The sequence below is a fragment of the Marinobacter halodurans genome, assembly GCF_004327985.1.
Taxonomy (GTDB): domain Bacteria; phylum Pseudomonadota; class Gammaproteobacteria; order Pseudomonadales; family Oleiphilaceae; genus Marinobacter_A; species Marinobacter_A halodurans.
In genome coordinates this window covers 34312-57208 of record NZ_SJDL01000030.1, presented here as the reverse complement: position 1 = coordinate 57208, position 22897 = coordinate 34312, and the positions used below count along the sequence as shown (strand labels likewise).

The following is a 22897-nucleotide window of genomic DNA, read 5'->3' as shown; positions in this document are numbered from 1 at the left end:
AATGTTTATGCTAAATTGTTCCTAATCCATGCCTCAACTTGGTGTAAACTTTTAAAACGTCAGTGAGAGAATTTTCTTACTGCATTTTTGGAGTTGAAGCCCACAGCAGCATATTACCGAGGTGTACGATGTCTCTGCAATTGCATTCGTTAAGGGTGAACTCAGTATTCACGTTGTTGATTGCTGCCTCTGCGGGCGTGCTTGCTGATCCGTCGGTGAGCTCCGTCGAAGGGGATTTTCAAGAAGGCGGTGAGATAAAAATCAGCGGCTCCGGCTTTACCGATGCCCAAGCAGTTCCCGTCCTGTACGATCGGTTAGATAATCAGCCAGTAATCGCGAATTTAAGTGACGGTTCGGTGGTCCCGGAAGATAGCGGTCCATGGACACATAACCCTGAGGATTATGGCGAAAAAATCACAGTCCTGAGATCAGGAGACCTTCGATCCGAGAGAGCGAATGCCGTCTATCATGGAAAAAAACGCTCCTATCTCGGATGGCCGAGAGCTCTAGATAACAAGTCTAATCGTTCACTCTACCTATCTTGGTGGTTCAAACCAAGTGACTCTATCGATAACGGCGGTTCAAACAAATTCGTTCGTATTTGGGATCAATCAGATGGTAATGGCACGCGAATATCGTGGACACAGATGCACATGACCTTTAATGATATAAATGGATCTTCTCCAGACTGGGGCAACACCCTGCCAACGCCAAATGCCTGGAATCATATGGAAGTTTTTGTAGATGCCGATCAAAATTTGATAGAAACTTGGTTGAATGGCAATCGTGTACATGATATCTCAACATTCCAGAAAGCCAGCACGTCCGAAGGACTGAATATAGGTCTAATTGGGTTTGATCCCAGCATAGGCGACAACTACAGCAACCTCTCCTTCCGCATGACAGACATCTACGTCTCACTCTCTCAAGCCAGAGTTGAGCTTTCAGACTCCTCTAAATATGACCCTACTAGCCATAGGGAAGTTTTGAACGTGACAGACTGGAGTAATAACTCTATAACAGCTGACATGAATCTTTTTGCGTTCGATTCGCTTGGAGGGCTTTACTTATATGTTATTGATCGGAATGGTAATGCGAATCAAACGGGCTTTCCTGTTTGCGCTAAATGTCCAGGCAGACCAAAATCGCTGACAGTAGAGTGAATACGTTCACCTAACAGCTATTATACTTACATTAGTCAGGCTTTTATTGACTTAGTTAACTCTACCCAAAATTAGTAATTGTGCGCGGATGTAAAAATTCGCGCACTGTTTTTGATTTTCTAAGGAAGGACTCCGGCGTTGAAAGTATTTTTAGTTTACAAGGAAGATTACCCATGGGACGTGCGGGTTGAAAAGCTTGCACTTGCGCTATCCGAAGCAGGCCACGCAGTTACAGTCATCGCTAATAATCATAATAAGTTAGCCGAGTCTGACACCCAAGGTAACATCAACATTAAGCGACTTCCTCAGATTAAATGGCTTCCCACTCGTATATTAAAGCTGATTTTCATGCCCGTCTGGTTCAACTTCTTTTGGCTTAACACTTTGTTAAAACAATCTAAAGGTTCAAGCCAAGCAGTTTTTTTAATAAGGGATCTCCCCCTACTTAAGGCGGGATTGCTATGTGCAAAGCTCAGGAGCGGTAATGTAATTCTCGACATGGCGGAGGTTTATCCTGAAATGTACGCCTCTTCTCAACAATTCTCAAATAAAAGCATTTTCCAGAGAATTTTAAAGAGCCCTTATCTTGCACAACGTTACGAGAACGCGACCTTACCGGACGCGGACCATATTCTCGTTATGATTGAAGAATCCAGAGACAGGCTACTCAAGAAAAAACTTGATGAAAACAAGATCTCAATAGTGAGCAATACACCACCAATCAACAAGTATCTTGGAAAAACACACATCCATAAGGGCAGCAAACTACATATTGTCTACGTTGGTTTTTTGACACGACTTAGGGGATTGGATCTACTTATTCAAGGTGTAAATGAGTTTCTTAATCTAGGGTATGATAAGTCCGAAATACAAGTAGACCTTATAGGAAAAGGAGCAGAAAGGGATTCGCTGATAAAGCTCATACATGATCTAAATCTCGACGAATGCATTACTGTACATGGTTGGCTCGCCCAAGACAGAGTTGATGAACTTTTAGCCAACGCGAATGTAGGAGCTTTAACTTACCGTGTTTGTGGACATTGGAACCACACTATTCCTAACAAAATTTTTGACTATATGCTCGCAGGCTTACCTGTGTTGACTACACCAGTTATTCCTATTTGCCGGATTATTGAGTCAACGAATTGTGGCCTGATCTGCGATGATAACAAACCGGATTTCACTATAGCAAAAAACCTGGAAAAACTTCGCGACCCGGCATTCCGAAAAAAATTAGGTACAAACGGTCAAAATGCAGTTTTGGAAAGATATAACTGGGAAAAGGACAAAAACGTACTGCTGTCCGTATTTGAGGCGCTTGAAGCAGATATATCAGCATCAGGTACCAGTCAGACGTCGGAGAGCAGTGCGAGCCAATGATTGTAAAAATAGATGAAGCGGGTATTTATAAAAGTTCTTTAAAAAATAGCGATAGCTCGAATATCTAAATTTCATTCTTTCTGATTTGTACAAGGCTTCGTATTCAGGTTCACCTTCGGGACGATTATCTAGATTTTTATAACGCTCCCAAGAAAGTAATCGGTGGATCTCGTTTGCATCGTCGCTGTTTGCCAACTCAAGCGAAAGGTTGTCTCCGATTACCATAGGAATAAATTCAAACTCAGGCTGGCCCCCCTTACATAGATTCACGCAAGCAATGCCGGTCAGCTTTGTTTCATCGCCCCAGAGATCAAATGCAAAATTTCCCAGTGAATAGAAAATAAGACCATGCCCATACCTCTCTACTGGTTGCAGCACGTGGGGATGATGCCCCAGAACCACATCAACTCCAGCATCAATGAGTGCATGACCAAACTCGACCTGTTGCCCGGATGGGAAGTTGATAAACTCTAGCCCCCAGTGCAAAGAACAGATCAGAAACCCATCGCATTCTCTGCGTAAATCCTGAATTTCCGACAACAACTCTGAAAAATCTTCCCGCAAGCTATAGTTGACAGGATCATGAGTCCATTCTTCCGGGCGCATAGAAAGAGCAACGATATATGTTATTTCACCGCTCTCATGTTCATATGTGTGATACGCCGTACGACCATCAGGTCGGTCTAGGCCAATTACTGAGAGTCCGTGGCGTACTAGCGATGATGTCATATCTTCGAATGCTTCCCGGCCATGTTGCATGGCATGGTTATTCGCAACCCCTACTACATCGATGCCAGCATCCTTGATATAGCGTAGGTGCCGCGGATTCCCACGCATTTCAAAGGATGGAAGCCAGAATCTGTTGAAACCGCGATCCGTCGTAACCGTTTCCAAGTTAGCAATCGTAACGTCTGATTGACGGAAATAGGGTTCAGCGGCCGCTAGAATCTCATTGCCATGCTTTTCAAAAGCAGAGCGCATACCGTGACCAACGCAAACAGGGTGATCGCCCAGCGATAAATCTCCGACAGCCGATATCCTCAAGGTTGGAGCTTTGGTGTCTTTCATACTTCATCTCCAAAATTGATGCTATCAGATTCACTCACGTTGCGATGGTCCATCGTTTGTACGAAGTAGCTTGATTTACCGGCCCTGAACGCTAGGCCTGAACCATTATTTTGCCCCGACCACTCAACCCTAATAGACGTCTTGCACCTTTTGTAGATTTGCGTTTCGACGAACCGGCAGAGATCTGATGAGTTTCCGGCTTCCGGGCTAGTCGTCACGGTAACGAAACCGGGTTTTCTTTGAACGAAAGAAAATGAAAGGGTTTCTCCATATTCTTGCATATAAGCATCCATCACTCGTGAGAATTCAACGGCATGAAATCGGGTTTTATCGTTGCCGTAGGCGAATCGATTAAACGCGCGCCCCTCAAGATTCTCTAAGAGAATGTTTGAGCCGAAATGGAGACAGCTGGAACATGTCACATCCGCTATATCGCCTATTCGGTAGCGGACCAAGGCCTGGGACTTTCTGGAAACGTCGGATATGACCAATTCATGATCAATTGATTCGACAACCAACCATGGGTTAACGAGGTGCCGATGTCCAACTGGACAGTCAAAGGCTATGACGTCGAACTCTGTAGCCCCATACTCCTCCATGACTGGGCAGTTAAAGACTTTACTCACGAGCCTCTTTTGACTGGGAAGAATATTCTCTGCCGTGCAAATGACGCCTTTAATATCCAGAGGTTCAAGTTTTCTGCGCTCAATCATTTGCGCGGCCTCAAGAATTAAGGAAGAGTAGCCGTATATGTAATCAGGTTTCCACGAAAGCATTTCGATTACTTCTTTCTCCGCAGAGGGCCCCACAGGGTGAAAAACACGCCGGTTGAGCAAGAAATCGCGAATGCGGCCCTTGACTCCTCCGGCAGATCGCCCCCAAAGTCTTGCTTCCCTCATCCCTAGCTTCAAACCGTGCGATTTGAAGCAGTACTCCCGAACGCCCAGCATTCGCGAGAGTTCACTGGTATTGAGTTTGACATACGTTGGTTCACCGGTGGTTCCCGCCGTATGGCGCGAATATTTCTCCGCTTTAGCTAAGGACCGCTCTCTGAGCACAGATTTGCTCATAACCGGAGCGTTATGGAGGGCCTTCAATGAATCTACCCGATTCCCCCGGGCATCCAATGGCTGCCGCTCTTGGAGAAGATCATTTAAATGCTGATTCCGCTTCTCTTCACCCGCATCCCATAATTCCTGAATCTCTTTGCAGCGCTGGTCCAGGTTGATGCCCAGCAATCGGTAAAAAGCCCGGGTTAGATAAAATCGAATCCCTCTAAACACCCCTTCCCTCGTACTTGTGTTGAATGGCCGTCTCACTTTTATGAGTTCCTGAGGCTATCCGTTTAGGTAAGCGCACGGCTATTCAGATAAGTCATGCCGTAGACATTTTTTTCAAAAAGCTCCCACAGCTTGTTTGCGGGGTAGCGATTGATAGCCCAGATATCAGACAGTGGATGACGGCTTGGGTAGGCGGCCACTGCGACACTGTAACCTGCTGCCCTAATGGCTGATTTCACATCCGAATTGAAGTCGAACGGCTGGCCGTTTGGGTAGCAAAACACCTGGGTGTCGACACCAAGCTTTTCGCGAATCAGTTCACGAGAGCTTGTCAGTTCAGATATAAGCGCATCGCTTCTCAGTCTGGTTAATATAGGGTGACTGTACGAATGACTTCCGATATCCAACCCCTTATTCACCATCTTTCTGAGTTGAGGCCATTCCAACCCTCGGTACTGGCTAGGTGAACTCTCTGGTCGCACCACATCAAGCCTGTCATACAGATCGGAAATCAAGGATTCCTTCTGCTCGTTGGGAATTGTCAGGCAATGATCGGCGACCACATTCCACGCCTTCTCTCTATCAGTATGGAAGTTGATTTTCTGGTTCAAACCTTCAATAAACACCTCTTTGTTGCTTACGGTATTGTCGATGACATACCGCAACTGATCCGGCCACAACCACAGGTCACCATTCACGAAGCCCGTCGTAATAAACAACGTGGACGGTATCCCCTCCTCCTGCATGATCGGGAAGGCGTATTCGGCAAAGTCCGCATAACCATCATCGAACGTCACCACAACCGCATGATTGGGGACGTTCCCCTGCTCATGCGCCTCCAACAGCTCTGTCAGGTTCATCGGGTGGAAGTGGCGCTTGATCAACCGCATTTGCTTTCGAAACTGGTCCACGTGGATCTTGCCCGGCTCGTCTGTCGCCGAAAGCCGGTGGTACATCAGGATACGGGGATGGTGGCGCGCCAGTATGCGGGCGAGCTGCAGGCCGCCCAATGGGCGGGTGGCTTTGTAGATAAATTGGTTGAGTGTCATTCCCTGTCTCTCCCCGCCCCGACTACACCCTGCGCAGGATCAGCTTGGCGAGTGACCGCCAGCCCTGCCAGTAGGAGCTGTCCCGCAGGATGCCCCGGCAGACATCGCAGAACGGTTCAATAAACGATCGTTCGGCAGCGGCGATGGACATGCCGCGGCTGATGTACATATCCGCCCACGCCCGGGACGCCAGCTCGTCCGGTACAGCGTTCGGGTTCGCCGTCAGGAACTTCTCCAGGATGCGAAACGCGTTGTCGTAGCGGCCCCGGTAGTTCTTGGACATCTGGCCGGGCCAGATCCGGTAGATGTAGGTGACGTCGCTGACGTAGCGGAATTCCCAGTCGACGGAATAGCGCAGCCACAGATCCCAGTCGATCCCCATGGGCAGGGTCTCGTCGAACGGCCCGTTCTTCTCGATGCAGGCCCGCCGGATGACCGCCGTACCAAAGGGGACGAAGTTCTTGATCACCAGATGCTCGGTTACCGTTCCGCTGTGGCGTTCGTAGGGCTGGGCCTTGTCGATATGATCGCCTTCCTGGTCGATGTAGGAGACCTCGCTGTAGACCACCCCTACCTTGGGGTTCTCGAATTCCCGCATTTGCAGCTCAAGCTTGCGGGGTGACCAGAGATCGTCGGCGTCGCAGAAGGCAATAAATTCACCTTGCGCCTCATGCAGGCCCCGGTTCTTCGCCTGGGGCTGGCCTTTGTTCTCGGTGCGGATGTAATGGACCCTTTTGTCAGTCGCCAGCGGCGCTATCTGGTGGGCGGTGTCATCCGTGGAGCCGTCGTCAATGATCACGATTTCAAGGTTGGACCAGGTCTGCCTCAGAACCGAATTGACGGCTTCCGGCAGGTAGTGGCCCATGTTGTAGGTGGCGATCACCACGCTGACCAGGGGCTGGTTGGTTGACGTCATACCTTGCATATCGAGAACCTGTATTTGCCCGAGGCTTCCTGCGGGATCGCCTCTACATCGTTGATGGACAACGTGACGCTCTCGTCGAAGACTTCACGCAACGCGGCAATCAGCGCGGCATCCGTCTGGTCATCATAATCCTGGCCTTTCACGCGATTGATGGTCAGGGTATCCAGGGTTTCCTGGACGAGTTGCATCTGCTCAATTCCGGGGACTTTCGTCAGGGTCCGTTCCACCAGTGAAATACCGGCGACCTGCCCGCCACTGGGCAATTTCAGGAAATCGGCGACACGGCCTTCCAGGCGCTCAAGGATAGGCAAGCCTCGCCCGCAGTTGCACTGGCGGTCGGACAACACGCCGACGTCCTCCACGCGGTATCGAATCAGGGGCATGCCCTGGTTGTTCAGGTCGGTCAGGACGAGCTTGCCGGGCTGGCCCGGCGCGGCTGGCCGGCCATCGCTGTCGAGACATTCCACCAGCACGTGGGGAACGTTCAGGTGCATGCCATTGTGCTGTTCGCACTCGCAGGCGATCAGCCCCACTTCCTCACAGCCATAGCGATTGGTGACCTTGCAGCCAAACGCAGACTCGATCAGGGCGCGCTCGTGGTCCAGCAGCATCATCGACGTTGCCACGATGCCCCGCGGGCGCAGGTCACGGATGCCCTGCCGGTCCACATAACGGGCAAAGATGTAGATCGAATGGGCGTGGCCGAAGATGGCTTCCGGTTTCTCCCGGCGCCAGAGAGCCACGAACTCGCCCATGGAGGTGTCGTTCAGGTCCATGGTGTCGAGGTAGATCGTGCGATCCAGCAGGTGGTGGCGCAGTTTCTGTTTGATGGTCCTGGGAACCGGCGGATTGCCCCAGACGGCGGCCTTCTTCATCCCCAGGTCCCAGCCGGACCACCGGTCGGCGAGCAGTTGGGCCGCATTGCGCCGTTCCTGGCAGGTTTCATCAAAATACAGGTGCAGTGAAACGCCGGTGGAACCGCCGGTCTTGGCCGTCACCAGGTCGTCTTTCGCAAACTCGTCGCTGATGAACCGGTCCAGGTTGTTCCGGATGGTTTGCTTGGTGGTGACGGGAATGGTCCGCAGATCATCGAGGGTGCGGATACGGTCCGGCTTGATACCGTGCTCCTGAAACAATCCCCGGTAATACGGGCTATGGCGGGCCGCATAACGAATCATCTCCTGCGCCCGCAGCCATTGCAGCGACTCGAGTTCGGCGCGCGGCGCCCACTGCTGGCGCTCCAGGTTTCTCCATTCCTCCAGGCGATGACTGCGATCCTTGAGGTCCCAAAGGGGGTAGAACACGTGTCGGGAAAGGCGTGTCAGCATGCCCAGGCCTCCCTGCCCATCAACTGCTCGTACAGGGCCACGTGGTGCGCCAGCATGGTGTCCACCGAGTACTGGCGGGTGACTTTCAACTTCCCTGCTTCACCCATTTTTCTCCTTAATTCGGGGCGTTCGGTTAACGTAGCAATATGGCGCGCCAGCGCCTCGACGTCGCCCACTTCAATCAGGAAGCCGTTGTCGCCGTCGGATACGATCTCCGGATTACCGCCGGTACGCGTGCAGATCACCGGCTTGCCGCAGCGCATGTACTCGATGATGGCGTTGGAGAAGCCCTCCGACTCGGAACAGAGCACCGCGATGTCGAATTCCCGGATGAAATGTTCCGGTTCCGGCTGGCTGCCGTGGAATTCCACCCGCTCGGCCATGCCCAGTTGTCGGGCGAGCGCCTCATAGGGTGCGCTGTCCCCGCCGCCGACCACGCTGATGCGAATGTCCCCGCCATCGGCAACGACCTTGGCCGCGGCCCGGATCAGGTCGTCAATCCGCTTGATGGGGCGCAGGTTAGCCACGATGCCGACCCGCACGCTGCCGGCGACCGCGTAGGAGGGTTCGGGCGTTTCGCCAATGCCGGGGTATCCGTTGTAGATGACGTGGAGCTTGTCCTCCGGCAGGTTCTCGGATTCGCCGGTTACCCGCGCCACGGCCTGGCTGTTACAGATTGCCGCCGACACCCAGCGGCCGGTGAGGCGGAGGGCTTTCAGGTAGAGGGGCGAATACCAGAAGCCCATATCACGACGGGAGATGATGGTCTGGATGCCCGCCAGCCGCATCATGGGCGGGCACAGGACCGATGCATCGTTGAAGAAAACGTGTACCAGGCCAACACCCTCGGCCTGCAACCGGCGCGCATAGCGATAGACGGACCACCAGCTGGCCGGGTGGGAGAGGCTGCCCACGCCCAGTTCCTCCACCGGTACCGGGAAGTGGCCGCTGCGCGAATAGTCCGTCCCCCGCAGCACGGCAAAGCGGACGTCCCAGCCCTTGTCCTGGAGGCCACGCACCAGCTTAAGCACCTGGCTCTCGGTGCCGGCGTGGGGGTGGTTGTACTGATCCATGATAATGCTGATTTTCATCGGTGCGCCTGCTCGTAAACCGTCATGTATCGCTGGCACATCGCCTCGCCTGAAAAGTCCCGCTCGACACGTGAGCGTGCCCACGCCACCCGCTTGCCCCGCTCCTGCTCATCGGTCAGGCAATCAACAATGCTGTTGGCCAGGGACGCGCTCTCGGTCGCGTCCACCAGGTAACCGCCACAATCGTTCCCCAGCACCGCCCCAATCTCCCCGACATTGGAGGCGACGACGGGCAGCTCCAGGGCCATGGCCTCGAGCAGCGAAATGGGCAACCCTTCGGTCCGCGACGGCATGCACAGGACATCGGCCGCGGCCATCAGGGCCGGCACGGTGTCGCAGTAACCCGGCATCATGACCTGCTGCTGTAGCCCCTCGGTGACGATCTGGTCGGTCAGGGCCTGCCGTTCCCGCCCTTCCCCGACGAGCATCAGCCCGATGCCGGGAAAGCGCGCTTTCAGCAGGGCCAGCGCCCCAACCAGTCGCTCGAAGCCCTTTTCCCGGGACAGCCGCCCGACACCCAGCAGGATCGGGTGGTGGTTGTCGATGAATACCTGGAGCGCCTGCGGTAGCGGCGTTTTGGCGGTCTCCCGCAGGCTCTCGGTATCCAGCCCGTTCGGGATCACCGTCAGCGCCGACGACCGGGCGATACCCGGCGGTATGTCGAAACGCATCGCTTCGGAAACCACGACGATGCGGTTCAGGCGTCGCAGGATCATCCGGTCCAGCGCTTCATACAGCCAGGCCCTGGTATAGCGGGCGGCTTTGACGTAGCCGTGCAGGGTCGCCACCATCGGCAACCGGCGCATAAAGGCCGGCCACATACCCAGCAATACGTTGAACTTGTAGCCGTGGGAATGCAGCAACTCGTAGCCTTCCGCCTGAGCCCAGCGCAGGATTCGCAGCGCTTCCGACGGGTTGAACCCCGGCCGCATACGCCAGGGGTGCACCGGCAGGCCCAGCCGCCGGGCTTCCACCTCGATGGCCTTGTCGCCGGCATCCAGCTCCCCGGCACTGAGGATCATGGGGGAAAGCCCCATGGCCATCTGCTGGGAAACCAGGGTCAGTAACATCTTCTCGGCACCATAGAGTCCACCGCTATCGATCAGGTGCAGTACTTTTTCCACTAACCCTTCCTTGGATTCCAGATCACTTTCTTCTCGCCCCGGATAAAGGCGCGAGTCGCCTGATAACAGGCCATGTTGAGAAGCATGAGGTAGTACGGCGCCGCCATGTAGAACGGCAGGTTGCGGCCGTGACGCTCTCGCCGCTGCCCCAACCAGGCAAACAGGTACATCGCGATCAGGCCCAGCAGGCAGAGCCCGTAGATACCGCCCCGGTTCGCCAACAGCACGGCGCTGAGCGTGAGGATGATCTGCGGGATGAACGCCAGATAGCGCATCACCTTGTGGGACAGCAACTGGACGGCGAACCGGCCGTAATGCAGGGGGTCGAGCAGTTCATGCATATCCCGCAGTGCCCACAGGGCCCGTAACGTCACACGAACCCGCATGGAGAACTCGCTGGCGCTGTCCTGCAGGGCCTCTTCCCGCAACAGCGCCTCGGGTTCATAGACCACACGGCGCCCCTGCTCCACCACTTTCAGCGGCTGCACAAAGTCCGGCAACTGGTCGGGGCGCAGCGGCTGATAGAGCGAGCGGCGCATGGCATCGATGCCGCCGTCGACGCCGACGATCGACCCCAGCCGGGTTTCCTTTTCGCGCAACCAGTTCTCGTATTTCATGTAGGCGCTGCATCCGTCGCCCACCAGGTGGCCCGCCTCGTTGACGTACACCATCTTGCCGGTGACGTATCCGACCTGCGGGTCAGCGAAGTTGCGCACCAGTTTGCGCAAGGCCGCCGGATCCCATTCGGAGTTGGCGTCGGAAAACGCGATGATCTCGCCGGTCGCTTCCGGCACAATGCGGTTCAGCCCGGCGGTCTTGCCCTGGCGGGGCGCCTGGCGAAACAGACGGATAGGCGACGCGCTGTCCGCGGCCACCGAGCGCACGATATCGTCCGTGCCGTCCTCGGACTCGTCGGAGACCACCAGGATCTCGAGACGGTCCGCCGGGTAGTCCAAGGCCAGCTTGTTGCGCAGCGTCGCCTCGATGTCCCTGGCTTCGTTATAGGCGGCAATCAGGATCGACACGCGGGGCTGGTGCTCGTCGTCCCGTTCGATCGTCCGGGGCGGCTGCCCCCAGAAATAGACCAGCAACGGGTAGCCCAGGTAGATGTAGAGCAGCAGGAGCAGCGAAAGCCAGAACAGCAGGATCAGCATAATGGTTGCCCGTTAACACCGTCCCTAATGGGATACCGCAGAGCGACCCGGCACCACGTCGGTGTCCGCCGGGCCCGCACTGCTCGCTTCGTTACCCGCTCCGGGCGACAGCACCCCACGTTCCCGCAGCACATCGCTCATCGCCGCGAAGCGGAAACGGCGGAGCAGCTTTTCCAACCGCGCCTCACAGATTTCCAGGTTGTTGTAATGCCGGAAACGTGACAGCCATTTGACCTTGAGCCGGGGCTGACCGGGGTCCACTTCCCACGGGTGCAGGTAAAACACGAAAGGCTGCTGCTGACGATTGATCTGCCCCAGCCCCCATTGGCTGAACCAGTAGGGAAACAGCCGGAAGTAGCCGCCGCCGGCAATCGGCAGCGTATAGCCGGGGAACTGGAGCGTACTGAGCGGGAATTCCGCCAGCTCGTGGCCGTCATCGGTTTTCAGCCGATGTGGCCAGCGCGGCGTGCCCGGCATGCCATAGCGATCGTGATGGACCGGGAAAATCGACGAGTCCCAGGTAAAGCCCTCTTCCGCCAGGATGTCGAGCGCCCAGCGGGAGCGTTGGGTGATCGAATAACTGGCCGCACGATACCCGGTAACCGGCTCGCCGGTGATGTCTTCAAGGATCCGCTTCGACCGCCGGGTCTCGTCCCGGAAAACGTCGGGCGTCTGGTTGTAGATCAACTGATGGCTGTAGCCATGGCTGGCGATCTCATGGCCGGCAGCCTGGATGCGACGCACCAGCGCGGGCGATCGCTCCGCGACCCAGCCCAGGGTAAAGAACGTCGCACGAATGCCGTGCTTCTCGAACCGGGCCAGCAGGCAATCGGTGTTGGCTTCCACCCGATATTCCATGGTGTCCCAGGCATCCCGGGACACGGCCTCGGCCAGCGCAGCCACCTGGAAGTAGTCTTCGACGTCCACCGTCAGTGCGTTGACGGGGCGTTGATCGCGGCTTTGATCGGTCAGGTGCCTCATCGGATCTGGTACTCCAGGCTGACCAGCACCCAGTTCTCCGCATATTCCCGGGAGGCAACATCGCTGTTGCGCCGGTTGTGGCCAATTTTGCCACTCAGGTCCAGATCGGACAGGAGTTGGCAACTGAGCCCCACATTGACGCCGATAATCTCGTCCTGGGTGTCATTGTCCTTGTTGTCGATGTAGGCGAACCGCGTACCCGCGGTAAAGTCGATCTGCCCGGTGACGGGACGGCGGTAGTCGGCCGTGAAAGCAACCCGGCCCTCCCGTGAGTCGGTCTTCAGGTTGTCCGAGCGAGTGGCGACGGCGTTCAGGTTGAGGGCCGAGGTATCACTGAAACGGCGCGTGTAGCCCCCACGGACATCGCTCACTTCAACGGCGGCGGTGTCTTCAATCGTGTAGGTCACGCCGTCGAACAGGAAATCGAACTCGGACGTTTCATCCGTGATCTGGCGGCTTGCGGCCACGTAGAACGAGGAGGCTTCGTTGATCTGGCGTTCGAGCCTCAGGTCACCCACCCAGCCATTGAACGACTGCTCGGTGCTGAAGAACCGGCGCTTCAACCAGGTCCCGCCCAGTGAGCCGGAAATCGTGGTGGCCGCGAAATCCTTCGAGAAGAACAGGGTCGCCGTGTTCCGATCAACCTTTTCCTTGTTGTCGTACTCACGATGCTCGGTGGACAGGCTCAACCCGCCGGTCAGCAGCTCGGAAAACAGGTGGCTCCAGACGGCGGATCCCAGACCCGCCTCGCTGTCCCGCTCTTCCGGCTCATTGAACTCGATGTTCTCGTACTGGGCCGAAACGTTGATCGTGTCGACCGGGGTGACGCTCCAGACGTATCGTGGCCCCGTGCTGAAGATGTTCCGGCGGCTGCGGTTGTCCGGGGTATTGGGCTCGGTGTTGCTCTGGACCACATCGCGCGTTTCGTTGGTGACATCCCAGAAGAAGCGCTCGGCAATCTGGCAACGGCCCAGCCAGTCGACAAAGGCGTAGGGCTCCGGATCGTAAGTGTTGTTGGCATAGATGCCATAGGCCAGATCGGCGTTCAGGTCCGATATGCACCGCCCCGGATCGGTCCTGTGGGAAATGCTGAGCTTGACCCGGTTTTCCATGTCCGATTTCTCCCCCGACTCGCTGCGCTTGATGTTGTCGCTGAATCGGCTGTCGGCACCAATACTGAGCCTCACCGGTTCGGCATGGACCACGGCGGCCGCGCCGAGAGCCAGTGAACCGGCCAGGATGACAAGGCCTCGAATCATCCCTGATTCGGAAGAACTACCCATTGATAACCACTCCGGCAAATTTCTCGGGATCGAACGAATGCGCGGCCTGCTCCACCGCCGATGGCGTTGCCTTACCATGGGGCACCACCAGCAGCGAGTAGTCACAAAGATCGGACAGGATCCGCGCATCCGGCGAATGGCTGATCGAAGCCGTGTCCAGGATGATGAAACGGTCCGGGTAACGACGGCGAATCGATTGCAGGAACAGCTTGATCTGGAACGAGGTAAAGAATTCCGCCGGCGACTCACGGCGACTGCCGGCGGGCACCAGACGCAACCGGGGAATCCCCGTGGGATAGATAATCTTGGCGACGTCGTAGTCCGATTCTTCCAGGAAATCCGTCAGACCGGTATCCGGGAACATGTCCAGCATGGTGTGCAGTGACGGCTCCCGCAGGTTGCAGTCCACCAGCAGCGCGGTCTTGGACTGGTCGAACGCAAACGCGGCGGCCAGGTTCAGCGCAATGAAGGATGAACCGGCCCCATCCGTCGCACCGCTGACGACCAGCGTGAAGTTGTTGCCGCCGGAAATTTCGAGCAGCTTGGTCCGCAGACTGCGAAACCGGTTCACCAGCTCCCGGTTGGGCGACTCCGGATAGATAATGCGGCGCTCGTCCAGGTCGTCGAATGTGAGCTGCCGGGGCTCCTGCATCCGCTTGATCTGGCGGCTCATCACATAGCGGTCGACCGCCCCGGCGCCCAACTCAAGCGTGCTGGGGACCAGCAGGCGCGCATCTTCCGATTCGCTTGAGCCGGCTTTGGCGGGCTCGGACCGGGTCACAGAGTCCTCTTCCCGGCCCAGCCGGCGCTGGCGCTGGCGGAGAGCATCCAACTCGTTCTGCTCGTCCTGCCCGGAAGGACCGTCAACGTCTCTGCTCTGGCGCGTTCCGTTCATCAAATGACTCCCATGACTGAAGCAACGGCAATACCGACATAGGCGGCGATCACCAATACTGCACATATAATGACGGCGTATGTCACCCGCCGCTCCCGTCGCATCTCAAAGGGCGTTCTCACGCGGGGGATGTCGATCAGGACCGGGATACCGACCTCATCCTCCAACTGGGACTTGGCCCGCACCCGTGGATCAATTTGCAGCAGCCCGGCGATGGCGCCGAATGGAGCCAGCAGGCCCAGCAGCAGGCCGGCCATGGCAAACTGGTTAAACTGTGCCCCTTCGGGTTTCAGCGGGTACCGGGCCGTTTCGTTGATCCGGTAGTTCAGCCCCTGGCCCTTGATATCCAGGTGCATGGATACCCTGGCGCGCTCGCGCCGCTTGAGCAGGTCGTTGTAGATCTGTTTGTTGACATCCATGTCACGGGTCAGCTGTGAGTACTCTGCCTTGTTGTCCTGGATGCGTTCCATGCGCGAGACCTGTTCGGCAAGCAGTTTCTTCAACGAGCTGATCCGGGTGTTGATCATTTCCATTTGGGTCCGGGCGTTGGCCAGATCCGAACTCAGGTCCTGATACAGCGGATTGACGGTGGAGCTGGTCGCCATGCTCGCATCGGACGTACTGCCGTTGGCCCTTGCCCGGTCACGCTGACGCTTGAGCACCGAGATCTGTTCCTGGAGGGCGACAATGTCCGGATAGGAATCCTTGTACTTCAGCCGCAGGTTATCCAACTGATCCTGCATGCTGTTGATCCGCTGCTGGTAGGCATCGACGGTTTTCTCCTGGCGAATGTTCTGATTCACATTGGCCAGTTGACTCTGCAGCGAGGCCACCCGGGTTTCCGTTTCCTGCTTGTCGAGTTGTGCCAGCTCGAGCTTGCTGCGCAGATCGGACATCTTGCTGTTGGCCTCGCCCTCGGTGCCGTCGACGTTCTCCGACAGGAAGTTCTTCAACCGCTTTTCCGACTCCGCCAGCAAGTCCTCGTAGGATTTCACCTGGTTGTCGATAAATTCGTAGGCGCTGCGGCTCTCGGCCTGCTTACGTCGCGTCGATTCCTCGATAAAGGCCTGCCCTAGCCTTTGGGATACCCGATAGGCCTGTGCCGGCGATTCGGAGAGGAAGCCGATGCTGAAATAACTGTCGCCACGGGGGTGAACCTCCAGGTTAGCGCGCAGCCAGTTCACCCTGGCCTCCAGTTTTTCCGCCGGAAGGGTCGCCGCCTCGGGCCCGAAGGTATCGGTATCCCTGGCCACGCTTTCCATGACGCCGCGGCTCCAGAGCAGCTCCTGGGCCGCCGACGCCCGCTCACTGATCTTGGTGGTGACGGCACTGCCCTCCATCAGGGGGCGGATGATGTTGTCGTCGTCCACATAGATGACGACCTCAGACTCGTACTTGTAGGGCCAGAGGAACCCGGCTGCCAGTACGCCAAAACTGACAATGGCAAAGGCCGCCAGCGCAAGCCATTTGCGGGCACGGACTTCGCGGATAATTTCGCTGGGCAGTTGAATCAGTGGAAGTGCCATAGGTGTTACCTGAAACTCAAAACTAACGTGCGATCACCCGGGAGGCCCGACCCCGGCCGGGGCCTCATCCAGAGACTCAGAAACTGCGCTCGGGCACCGTCAGGATGTCCCCGGGCAAAAGCCGGTAATTGGTTGCGATATCACCCCGCGTGAGGATGTCGTCGAGCTTGACGGGAATCGCCACCACCTCCTTGCCCATGGGGCGGTAGAGCATGGCGTCGTTCAGGTCCGCGAACGGGTTCGCGCCGCCCGCCGACAGCACCACGTCCATCACCGTCATGCCATCGCGGAAAGGCATGGTCATGGGGCTCTGGACGGCACCGGTGACCCGCACGCGGTCGGTAAACTCGTGGCTGTTCATGCCGGTGACGACCACGCTCACCTGGGGCTGGCGGATGTACTGCTCGAGTTTGTCCTGCACATCGTCGGCCAGTTCTTCCGGCGTCAGACCTGCGGCCACGACGTCGCCGACCAGGGGCACGGAAATCCGGCCGTCCGGGCGAACGGGCACACTGACGCTGAGATCCGGATTACGCCAGACCGACACCTGGACCACATCGTTGGGGCCGAGGATATACTGATCGACCGGTCCGGCGTTCTTGTTGAGCGCCGCCTCGATCTGTTGGGGCGACGACGCGGGTTGCGAGGCACAACCAGCCAGAAGAGAAAACAGTACAACGAGCCCAATTACCATCCTTGCCATGTCACATCCTCGCTTCTTTTATTTCGAAAGCCACGGTTACTGGCGCCGCGCGGTGTCCACCACACAAACGCCTAGCGTGATCCTTTCTTGAACAATATTACTTCCACTGTCTGAATAATAACCAACAAATCCAGCAGCAGACTCTGATTCTTAATGTAGTACAGGTCGTAGCGGAGTTTTTCCCGACTGTCTTCCTCGTTATCGGCGTAGGCGAAGCACAGCTGTGCCCATCCGGTGATGCCGGGCTTGACCCGGTGGCGCTCGTTGTAGAACGGAATTTTTTCCGCCAGCTGCTCCACGAACATGGGACGCTCCGGCCGGGGGCCGACAAACGACATGGTGCCATTCAACACGTTAAAGATTTGCGGCAGCTCATCGATGCGCACCTTGCGGATGAAAGCACCGACGCGGGTCACGCGGGTATCGTTCTGGCGGGCCCAGACGGCGCCGTCCTTTTCCGCGTCGGTGCGCATCGAACGGAACTTGTGGACCTTGAAGACCTGCCCCCGCAAACCCACCCGCTCCTGGCTGTAGAAGACCGGCGCGGACCAGCCGTCCTCGATCTTGATGGCGAGGAAGGTCAGCAGCATGAGCGGACTGGAGGCGATCAGCAGCGTGCCGGCGGCCAGGATATCCAGCGCCCGCTTGCCAAAACCGGACACCGAAGACACCGAGAAACCATCCGAGAAGACCAGCCAGCCGCGGGTGATCATCTCCATGGCGACCTTGCGGGATTCCCGCTCGTAGAACACCGCACCGTCGACAATCCTTACGCCCTGCATCTTGCACTCCAGCAGGTCCTCCATCGGCAGGCCCTTACGGCGGTCTTCCACGGAGACCACGATTTCCTGCACCGGCCGACGCGCCACGTACTCGTGTAACGTTCCCGGTACATTCACCAGGTATTTCTCCGGCACCTCGATCGGCTCATCGTTGATGGGCACGAAGCCCACCAGGTTGAAGCCCTTGCGGTTGAAAGGCGTCTGGAGGTCTTCCAGTAACTGCCGGGCCCGGAAACCGGTCCCCAGGACCAGCACCCTGCGTTTGAACGCGTCGTCGCCCACCAGCGTGAAAAAGATGATGCGGGCGATACCGAGCAGGAAGAACCCGAAAACGGAGGCCGACGTGATCACGCCGTCCCCGCCGAGATACCACAGCCAATCCCGGCTGAGCAGATAAGCCGTCAACGCAAACGGAATGCTGAGGATCAATGCGATCAGGGTCCGCAGCATCATGCCGGAGAGGCCGTCTTCCAAGCGTGACTGGTGCACCCCCATGGCCATCATCAGCAGCATGTTGAGTGCCGCAAAGACCACGGCGGACGGCAGGATGTAGGCAATCGATTCCGAGAAATAGCTGATGTCCCCGAAGTAACGGAAGAAAACCGCGAGGCAAAAAACGCCCACAATAACGCTGAAATCGATCAGACCCAGAATGACAAACGGAAGATGAATGTAATGCCTGAATACTCTGACGTGTGCCACGTCGACTCCTTCACGCCAACCTGCCAGACGTGCCCATAAATCCGATGGAAGGAACTCCAATTCCCTTGAAGTCTACTCCTTCCGGACCGGACTGCAATTGAGTGCAAACACGAAAGGATGGAAGGCGCATGTAAAAATTCCTGACAGCAAAAACCCCGGCAAAGCCGGGGTTTAGCAGGTTGTGACGACACCCTCGCCGGCTTACGCCTTGCGACGACGCATCACTCCGATACCGGCAAGACCCAGGCCGATAAGGGCCAGTGATCCCGGTTCCGGTACTTCACCAACGGTCACGTTATCGATGCCGTAACCGTCGTCCGGGGCATTGGCATAGAAAGTGACGTCACCCAGCCCTTCCGAGTCGAACAGCGTGATGTAGAACACGTTGCCGTTACCCAGCGCGGAACCGAAGATGTCCTCGAAGGTGAATGTGGTTCCACCCACCGTCATCCGGCCACCGACATCGTTCGGATCGGTGATGTAGAACCCCAGCGCGTTAAAGCCCGGCGTCAGCGAGAAGGTCATCTCCTGGCTGTCCATACTGTCGAGCCAGTTGTTGTTGTCCGCGCCACTTGGGGTGGCAAAGCGCCCCGAGAACGGTGAGGTCAGGTCGTCCAGGATGGCGACACCACCGGTGCAGGTGAATGAACCGCTGTCGCAGTCACCACCAACGCCGGGAACCACCTGGGTAAATGAGCCTACGCTCGTTCCAATAGAGCTACTCTGGGAGGTCGCGCCAGCCGTATAGGACTCGAAATCTTCCGTCAGGTAACCCGACTTCAGTTTGGCGAGAAAGTTGGTTTCAGCAGCCTGCGCAGCGGATTCGCCGGCACCGCTGACATACAGCATCGGTGCCGCCTGCACAGAGGCCACAAGGCCGGACACGCCGAGCGCGATGCCCGCACTAATACCGAGAACACGTTCCATCTTCATGCACAGCTCCTAAACCAGTGAGGTTGTTGTTTGTCCGCGGCTCAGGGACTGCAACAAGAAGGCCATAATTTTTTATTTACTTTAAATCAATACCTTAACATTCATTTTGATAGATTTATGACCAAGCCGATGTAAAGAAAACGGACGCATCTGGCTAGGAATCAACCCCTTAATTTTTTTAAAAAACTTGTAAAATCTGTTTCAGATCATAAACAGCGCCATGAATTCCGGGACGGATGTACGCTCGAACGCCTTCTGGTCCACACACCGATCAAGAATGGCATCGCACCTTGCCTTCGGGAAACGGGTCTCCAGGTTGGCCCGGAACTTCTCCTCCAACAGCGGAATCCCCTCCTTCCGGCGCCGGCGATGACCGATGGGGTACTCCACCGCCACGTTTTCCGTTTTCGAGCCATCGCTGAAGAACACCTGGACGGCATTGGCGATCGAGCGCTTGTCCGGCTCCAGGTATTCGCGGGTGTAGCGGGGATCTTCCACGATCTCCATCCTGTCCCGCAGGGTGTCGATTTCCGGATGGGCCTGGTGGAAGCTGTCTTCGTAGTGGTCGGCGGTGAGTGCACCGAAGATCAACGGAACCGCCGTCATATACTGCAGGCAGTGGTCGCGATCCGCGGCATTGGCCAGCTTGCCCACCTTGGAGATGATGCGGATGGCGGATTCGTGGGTGGTGATGACTACCCGGTCGATCTCATCCAGCCGGTCCTTCACCTGGGGATGCAGGGTCACCGCGGCTTCGGCGGCCGTCTGGGCGTGGAACTCGGCCGGGAACGAAATCTTGAACAGGATGTTCTCCATGACATAGGACCCGAAGTCCTGGGGTAGCGAGAACCGGCGCTGGTCTTCGGGCTTGAGCTTCTGGTCCTTGTTGGTCTTGCTGAACAGCACGTCGTAGAAGCCCCATTGCGGCGCCGTCAGCACGCCGGGAATGCCCATCTCGCCCCGCATGGCGATGTCCGCCAGCCGCACGGCCCGGGAGGTGGCATCGCCGGCCGCCCAGGATTTACGCGACCCGGCGTTGGGGGCGTGGCGATAGGTACGCAGGGCCTGGCCATCCACCCAGGCGTGTGACAGTGCCGACAGCATCTGCTCCCGATTGGCGCCCATCAGTTTTGCGGTCACGGCGGTGGAGGCCACCTTCACCAGCACCACGTGATCCAGCCCAACGCGATTGAAGGAATTCTCCAGCGCCAGCACGCCCTGGATTTCGTGGGCTATGACCATGCACTCCAGCACGTCTCGGATCGTCAGCGGCGCCTGGCCCTCGGCCTGGCGTTTCTGTGACAAGTGGTCCGCCACGGCGAGGATCCCGCCCAGGTTATCGGACGGATGCCCCCACTCTGCCGCCAGCCAGGTGTCGTTGTAATCCAGCCAGCGGATGATGCAGCCAATATCCCAGGCGGCCTTGACCGGGTCGAGACGGAAGGAGGTACCCGGCACCCGGGCGCCATGGGGCACCACCGTACCTTCAACGATCGGCCCCAAGTGTTTGGTGCATTCGGGAAAGCGCAACGCCAGCAGGCCGCACCCGAGGGTGTCCATCAGGCAGTTGCGGGCCGTGTCCAGGGCCTCGAGGCTGTCGACCTGGTAGTTGAGGGCGTAGTCCGCGATTTTCTGCAGGACGTCATCGTAATCGGGGCGTTCGTTGAGGTCGAATGTCGCTGACATGGGGCGTCTCCCTGGCCGGGATTGTGCCGTTTGGTCGATCAGCCCTGCCCCGGCCATTCTGGAAATGATGGCGTCAGTATGGACCGGAAACCGGGCGGCTTCGAGTCACCCGGTTTCCAGAGCGGGGAACCACTCAGAAAGCATCGCCTGGAATGCGCACCCAGCCTTCCATCAGGATCCGGGCGCTGCGGCTCATGATGGCCTTCTTCGCACTCCACTGGTCGTTCACCTGCTCGGCTTCGGCCCCGACACGCAGCGTGCCCGACGGGTGGCCAAACACCACGGATGTGCGATCGCCTCCACCGGCGGCCAGGTTCACCAGCGTGCCCGGAATGGCCGCGGCAGTAGCGATGGCCACCGCAGCGGTGCCCATCATGGCGTGGTGTAGCTTACCCATGGACAGGGCGCGGACCAGCACGTCGATATCAGTCGCCGCGATCGCCTTGCCGCTGGAGGCCACGTAACCCTTCGGCGGTGCCACAAAGGCAACCTTGGGGGTGTGCTGTCGGTTGGCAGCCTCGGCCACATCGCCGATCAATCCCATCCTGACGGCGCCATGGGCGCGGATGGTCTCGAACAGGGCCAGGGCCTTGTCGTCGTTGTTGATGGCTTCCTGCAACTCGGTGCCGTCGTAGCCGATGGCGTCGGCGTTGATGAAGATGGTCGGTATGCCGGCGTTGATCATCGTGGCTTTCAGGGTGCCGACGCCGGGGACGTCCAGGTTGTCCACCACGTTGCCGGTGGGAAACATCGCGCCCTCACCATCGGCCGGGTCCATGAACTCCACCTGGACTTCCGCGGCCGGGAAGGTCACGCCGTCCAGTTCGAAGTCGCCGGTTTCCTGGACTTCCCCGTTGGTCATGGGAATACGGGCAATGATGGTTTTCCCGATGTTCTTCTGCCAGATGCGGACGGTGGCGATGCCGTTTTCCGGCAGTTGCTCCGGGTCGACGAGGCCGTTGTTGATGGCAAAGGCGCCGACGGCCGCCGTCAGGTTGCCGCAGTTGCCGCTCCAGTCGACAAACGGCTTGTCGATGGAGACCTGACCGAACAGGTAGTCCACATCGTGATCCGGGCTTTCGCTTTTCGACAGGATCACCGTCTTGCTGGTGCTGGAGGTGGCGCCGCCCATACCGTCGGTCTGCTTGCCGTAGGGATCGGGGCTGCCGATGACGCGCAGCAGCAGCCTATCGCGTGCTTCGCCCGGTACCTGCGCCACTTCCGGCAGGTCGGTCAGGTTGAAGAACACGCCCTTGCTGGTGCCGCCACGCATGTAGGTGGCGGGGATTCTGATTTGGGGTTTGCGGGTCATTTTGGTATTCCTGGTCCAGATTGGGTTCTGGGGCTTTCCCTCTCTCCTAGCCTCTCTCCCTCCAGGGAAAAAGGCTTACTCAGTCATGCCTCGAGTTAACTCCCCTCTCCCCTCGCGGGAGAGGGGCTGGGGGAGAGGGGGCAGAAGCCTCACGAAGAATCACTTCCAGCACCGTCTCGATATCCTTTAAAACATCATGGTTCCAGAATCGCAGAACCTGGAAGCCTTTAGCCGTCAACCAGGCATCGCGCTTCCTGTCATACTCGCTGTCGTTATGCTGACCACCATCGGCCTCGACGATCAGTCGAGCTCCGAAGTGAACGAAGTCGACTATATAGGGGCCAATGGGCTGCTGGCGCCTAAACTTCTGGCCACAGAGTCGGTGGCCTCGCAGATGCCACCACAGCTTATGCTCAGCATCGGTCATGTTCGCGCGCAGATCCTTTGCGCGGGATTGGTGCTCCTTCACCACTTTTAATCTCCAGCTTTTGGATCAAGACGCTCCCCCCTCTCTCCAAACCTCTCTCCCTCC

At 57.4% G+C, this 22897-nt stretch carries 20 protein-coding genes; 2 read left to right on the top strand and 18 right to left on the bottom strand.

Going from position 1 to position 22897, the window contains the following annotated elements; genetic code table 11:
* Positions 1–128: 128 nt before the first annotated feature.
* Positions 129–1163 carry a hypothetical protein gene (locus EZI54_RS17065; RefSeq protein ID WP_131483089.1) on the top strand — a complete coding sequence of 345 codons (1035 nt, stop codon included), beginning with the start codon at positions 129–131 and terminating at the stop codon, positions 1161–1163.
* A 138-nt stretch (positions 1164–1301) separates the two neighbouring features.
* Positions 1302–2543, top strand: coding sequence for a glycosyltransferase family 4 protein (locus tag EZI54_RS17060; protein ID WP_131483088.1), 1242 nt, complete (start codon positions 1302–1304; stop codon positions 2541–2543).
* On the opposite strand, the gene EZI54_RS17055 is transcribed toward EZI54_RS17060, so the two are convergent.
* The 18 genes from EZI54_RS17055 to EZI54_RS16970 all read right to left on the bottom strand — a co-directional run bounded on the left by EZI54_RS17055 (position 2502) and on the right by EZI54_RS16970 (position 22792).
* Positions 2502–3611: a CapA family protein gene (locus EZI54_RS17055; protein WP_131483087.1), complete on the bottom strand. Its 1110-nt coding sequence runs from the start codon at positions 3609–3611 to the stop codon at positions 2502–2504. The two genes, EZI54_RS17060 and EZI54_RS17055, sit on opposite strands and share 42 nt — an antisense overlap.
* The gene (locus tag EZI54_RS17050; protein ID WP_131483086.1) at positions 3608–4849 is read right to left on the bottom strand and encodes a phenylacetate--CoA ligase family protein; all 1242 of its coding nucleotides are present in this window, start codon (positions 4847–4849) and stop codon (positions 3608–3610) included. Before EZI54_RS17050 ends, EZI54_RS17055 begins: the two co-directional genes overlap by 4 nt.
* Positions 4850–4956: 107 nt before the next feature.
* Entirely contained in the window at positions 4957–5940 is a 984-nt protein-coding gene (locus EZI54_RS17045; protein ID WP_131483085.1) for a polysaccharide deacetylase family protein, read from the bottom strand.
* 22 nt (positions 5941–5962) lie between these two features.
* Positions 5963–6856 carry a glycosyltransferase family 2 protein gene (locus tag EZI54_RS17040; RefSeq protein WP_165495777.1) on the bottom strand — a complete coding sequence of 298 codons (894 nt, stop codon included), beginning with the start codon at positions 6854–6856 and terminating at the stop codon, positions 5963–5965.
* Positions 6853–8193, bottom strand: coding sequence for a phenylacetate--CoA ligase family protein (locus tag EZI54_RS17035; protein ID WP_131483083.1), 1341 nt, complete (start codon positions 8191–8193; stop codon positions 6853–6855). The genes EZI54_RS17040 and EZI54_RS17035 overlap by 4 nt, the downstream gene beginning before the upstream one ends.
* The gene (locus EZI54_RS17030) at positions 8187–9284 is read right to left on the bottom strand and encodes a glycosyltransferase (protein WP_131483082.1); all 1098 of its coding nucleotides are present in this window, start codon (positions 9282–9284) and stop codon (positions 8187–8189) included. Before EZI54_RS17030 ends, EZI54_RS17035 begins: the two co-directional genes overlap by 7 nt.
* Complete coding sequence (locus EZI54_RS17025) at positions 9281–10408, bottom strand: glycosyltransferase (protein WP_131483081.1); 1128 nt, start codon at positions 10406–10408, stop codon at positions 9281–9283. The genes EZI54_RS17030 and EZI54_RS17025 overlap by 4 nt, the downstream gene beginning before the upstream one ends.
* Positions 10408–11562 carry a glycosyltransferase family 2 protein gene (locus tag EZI54_RS17020; protein WP_131483080.1) on the bottom strand — a complete coding sequence of 385 codons (1155 nt, stop codon included), beginning with the start codon at positions 11560–11562 and terminating at the stop codon, positions 10408–10410. Before EZI54_RS17020 ends, EZI54_RS17025 begins: the two co-directional genes overlap by 1 nt.
* Before the next feature lie 24 nt (positions 11563–11586).
* A complete protein-coding gene (locus EZI54_RS17015; protein WP_131483079.1) occupies positions 11587–12543 on the bottom strand; it encodes an XrtA system polysaccharide deacetylase in 957 nt (318 codons plus the stop codon).
* Positions 12540–13802 carry a porin family protein gene (locus tag EZI54_RS17010; RefSeq protein WP_131483078.1) on the bottom strand — a complete coding sequence of 421 codons (1263 nt, stop codon included), beginning with the start codon at positions 13800–13802 and terminating at the stop codon, positions 12540–12542. Before EZI54_RS17010 ends, EZI54_RS17015 begins: the two co-directional genes overlap by 4 nt.
* A 16-nt stretch (positions 13803–13818) precedes the next feature.
* A complete protein-coding gene (locus EZI54_RS17005) occupies positions 13819–14721 on the bottom strand; it encodes a P-loop NTPase family protein (protein ID WP_242674506.1) in 903 nt (300 codons plus the stop codon).
* Positions 14721–16247, bottom strand: a complete 1527-nt coding sequence (locus tag EZI54_RS17000) for an XrtA system polysaccharide chain length determinant (RefSeq protein ID WP_131483077.1) — start codon at positions 16245–16247, stop codon at positions 14721–14723. The genes EZI54_RS17005 and EZI54_RS17000 overlap by 1 nt, the downstream gene beginning before the upstream one ends.
* 76 nt (positions 16248–16323) lie before the next feature.
* Positions 16324–16950, bottom strand: coding sequence for an XrtA/PEP-CTERM system exopolysaccharide export protein (locus EZI54_RS16995; protein ID WP_131483076.1), 627 nt, complete (start codon positions 16948–16950; stop codon positions 16324–16326).
* 71 nt (positions 16951–17021) lie between these two features.
* The gene (locus tag EZI54_RS16990; protein ID WP_131483075.1) at positions 17022–18434 is read right to left on the bottom strand and encodes a TIGR03013 family XrtA/PEP-CTERM system glycosyltransferase; all 1413 of its coding nucleotides are present in this window, start codon (positions 18432–18434) and stop codon (positions 17022–17024) included.
* A gap of 201 nt (positions 18435–18635) precedes the next feature.
* Positions 18636–19367 carry a PEP-CTERM sorting domain-containing protein gene (locus EZI54_RS16985; protein WP_131483074.1) on the bottom strand — a complete coding sequence of 244 codons (732 nt, stop codon included), beginning with the start codon at positions 19365–19367 and terminating at the stop codon, positions 18636–18638.
* 201 nt (positions 19368–19568) lie between these two features.
* A complete protein-coding gene (gene prpD / locus EZI54_RS16980; protein WP_131483073.1) occupies positions 19569–21053 on the bottom strand; it encodes a 2-methylcitrate dehydratase in 1485 nt (494 codons plus the stop codon).
* Between the two features lie 133 nt (positions 21054–21186).
* Entirely contained in the window at positions 21187–22365 is a 1179-nt protein-coding gene (gene prpF, locus EZI54_RS16975) for a 2-methylaconitate cis-trans isomerase PrpF (protein ID WP_131483072.1), read from the bottom strand.
* Between the two features lie 79 nt (positions 22366–22444).
* Positions 22445–22792: an endonuclease domain-containing protein gene (locus tag EZI54_RS16970; RefSeq protein WP_207389252.1), complete on the bottom strand. Its 348-nt coding sequence runs from the start codon at positions 22790–22792 to the stop codon at positions 22445–22447.
* Positions 22793–22897 lie beyond the last annotated feature (105 nt).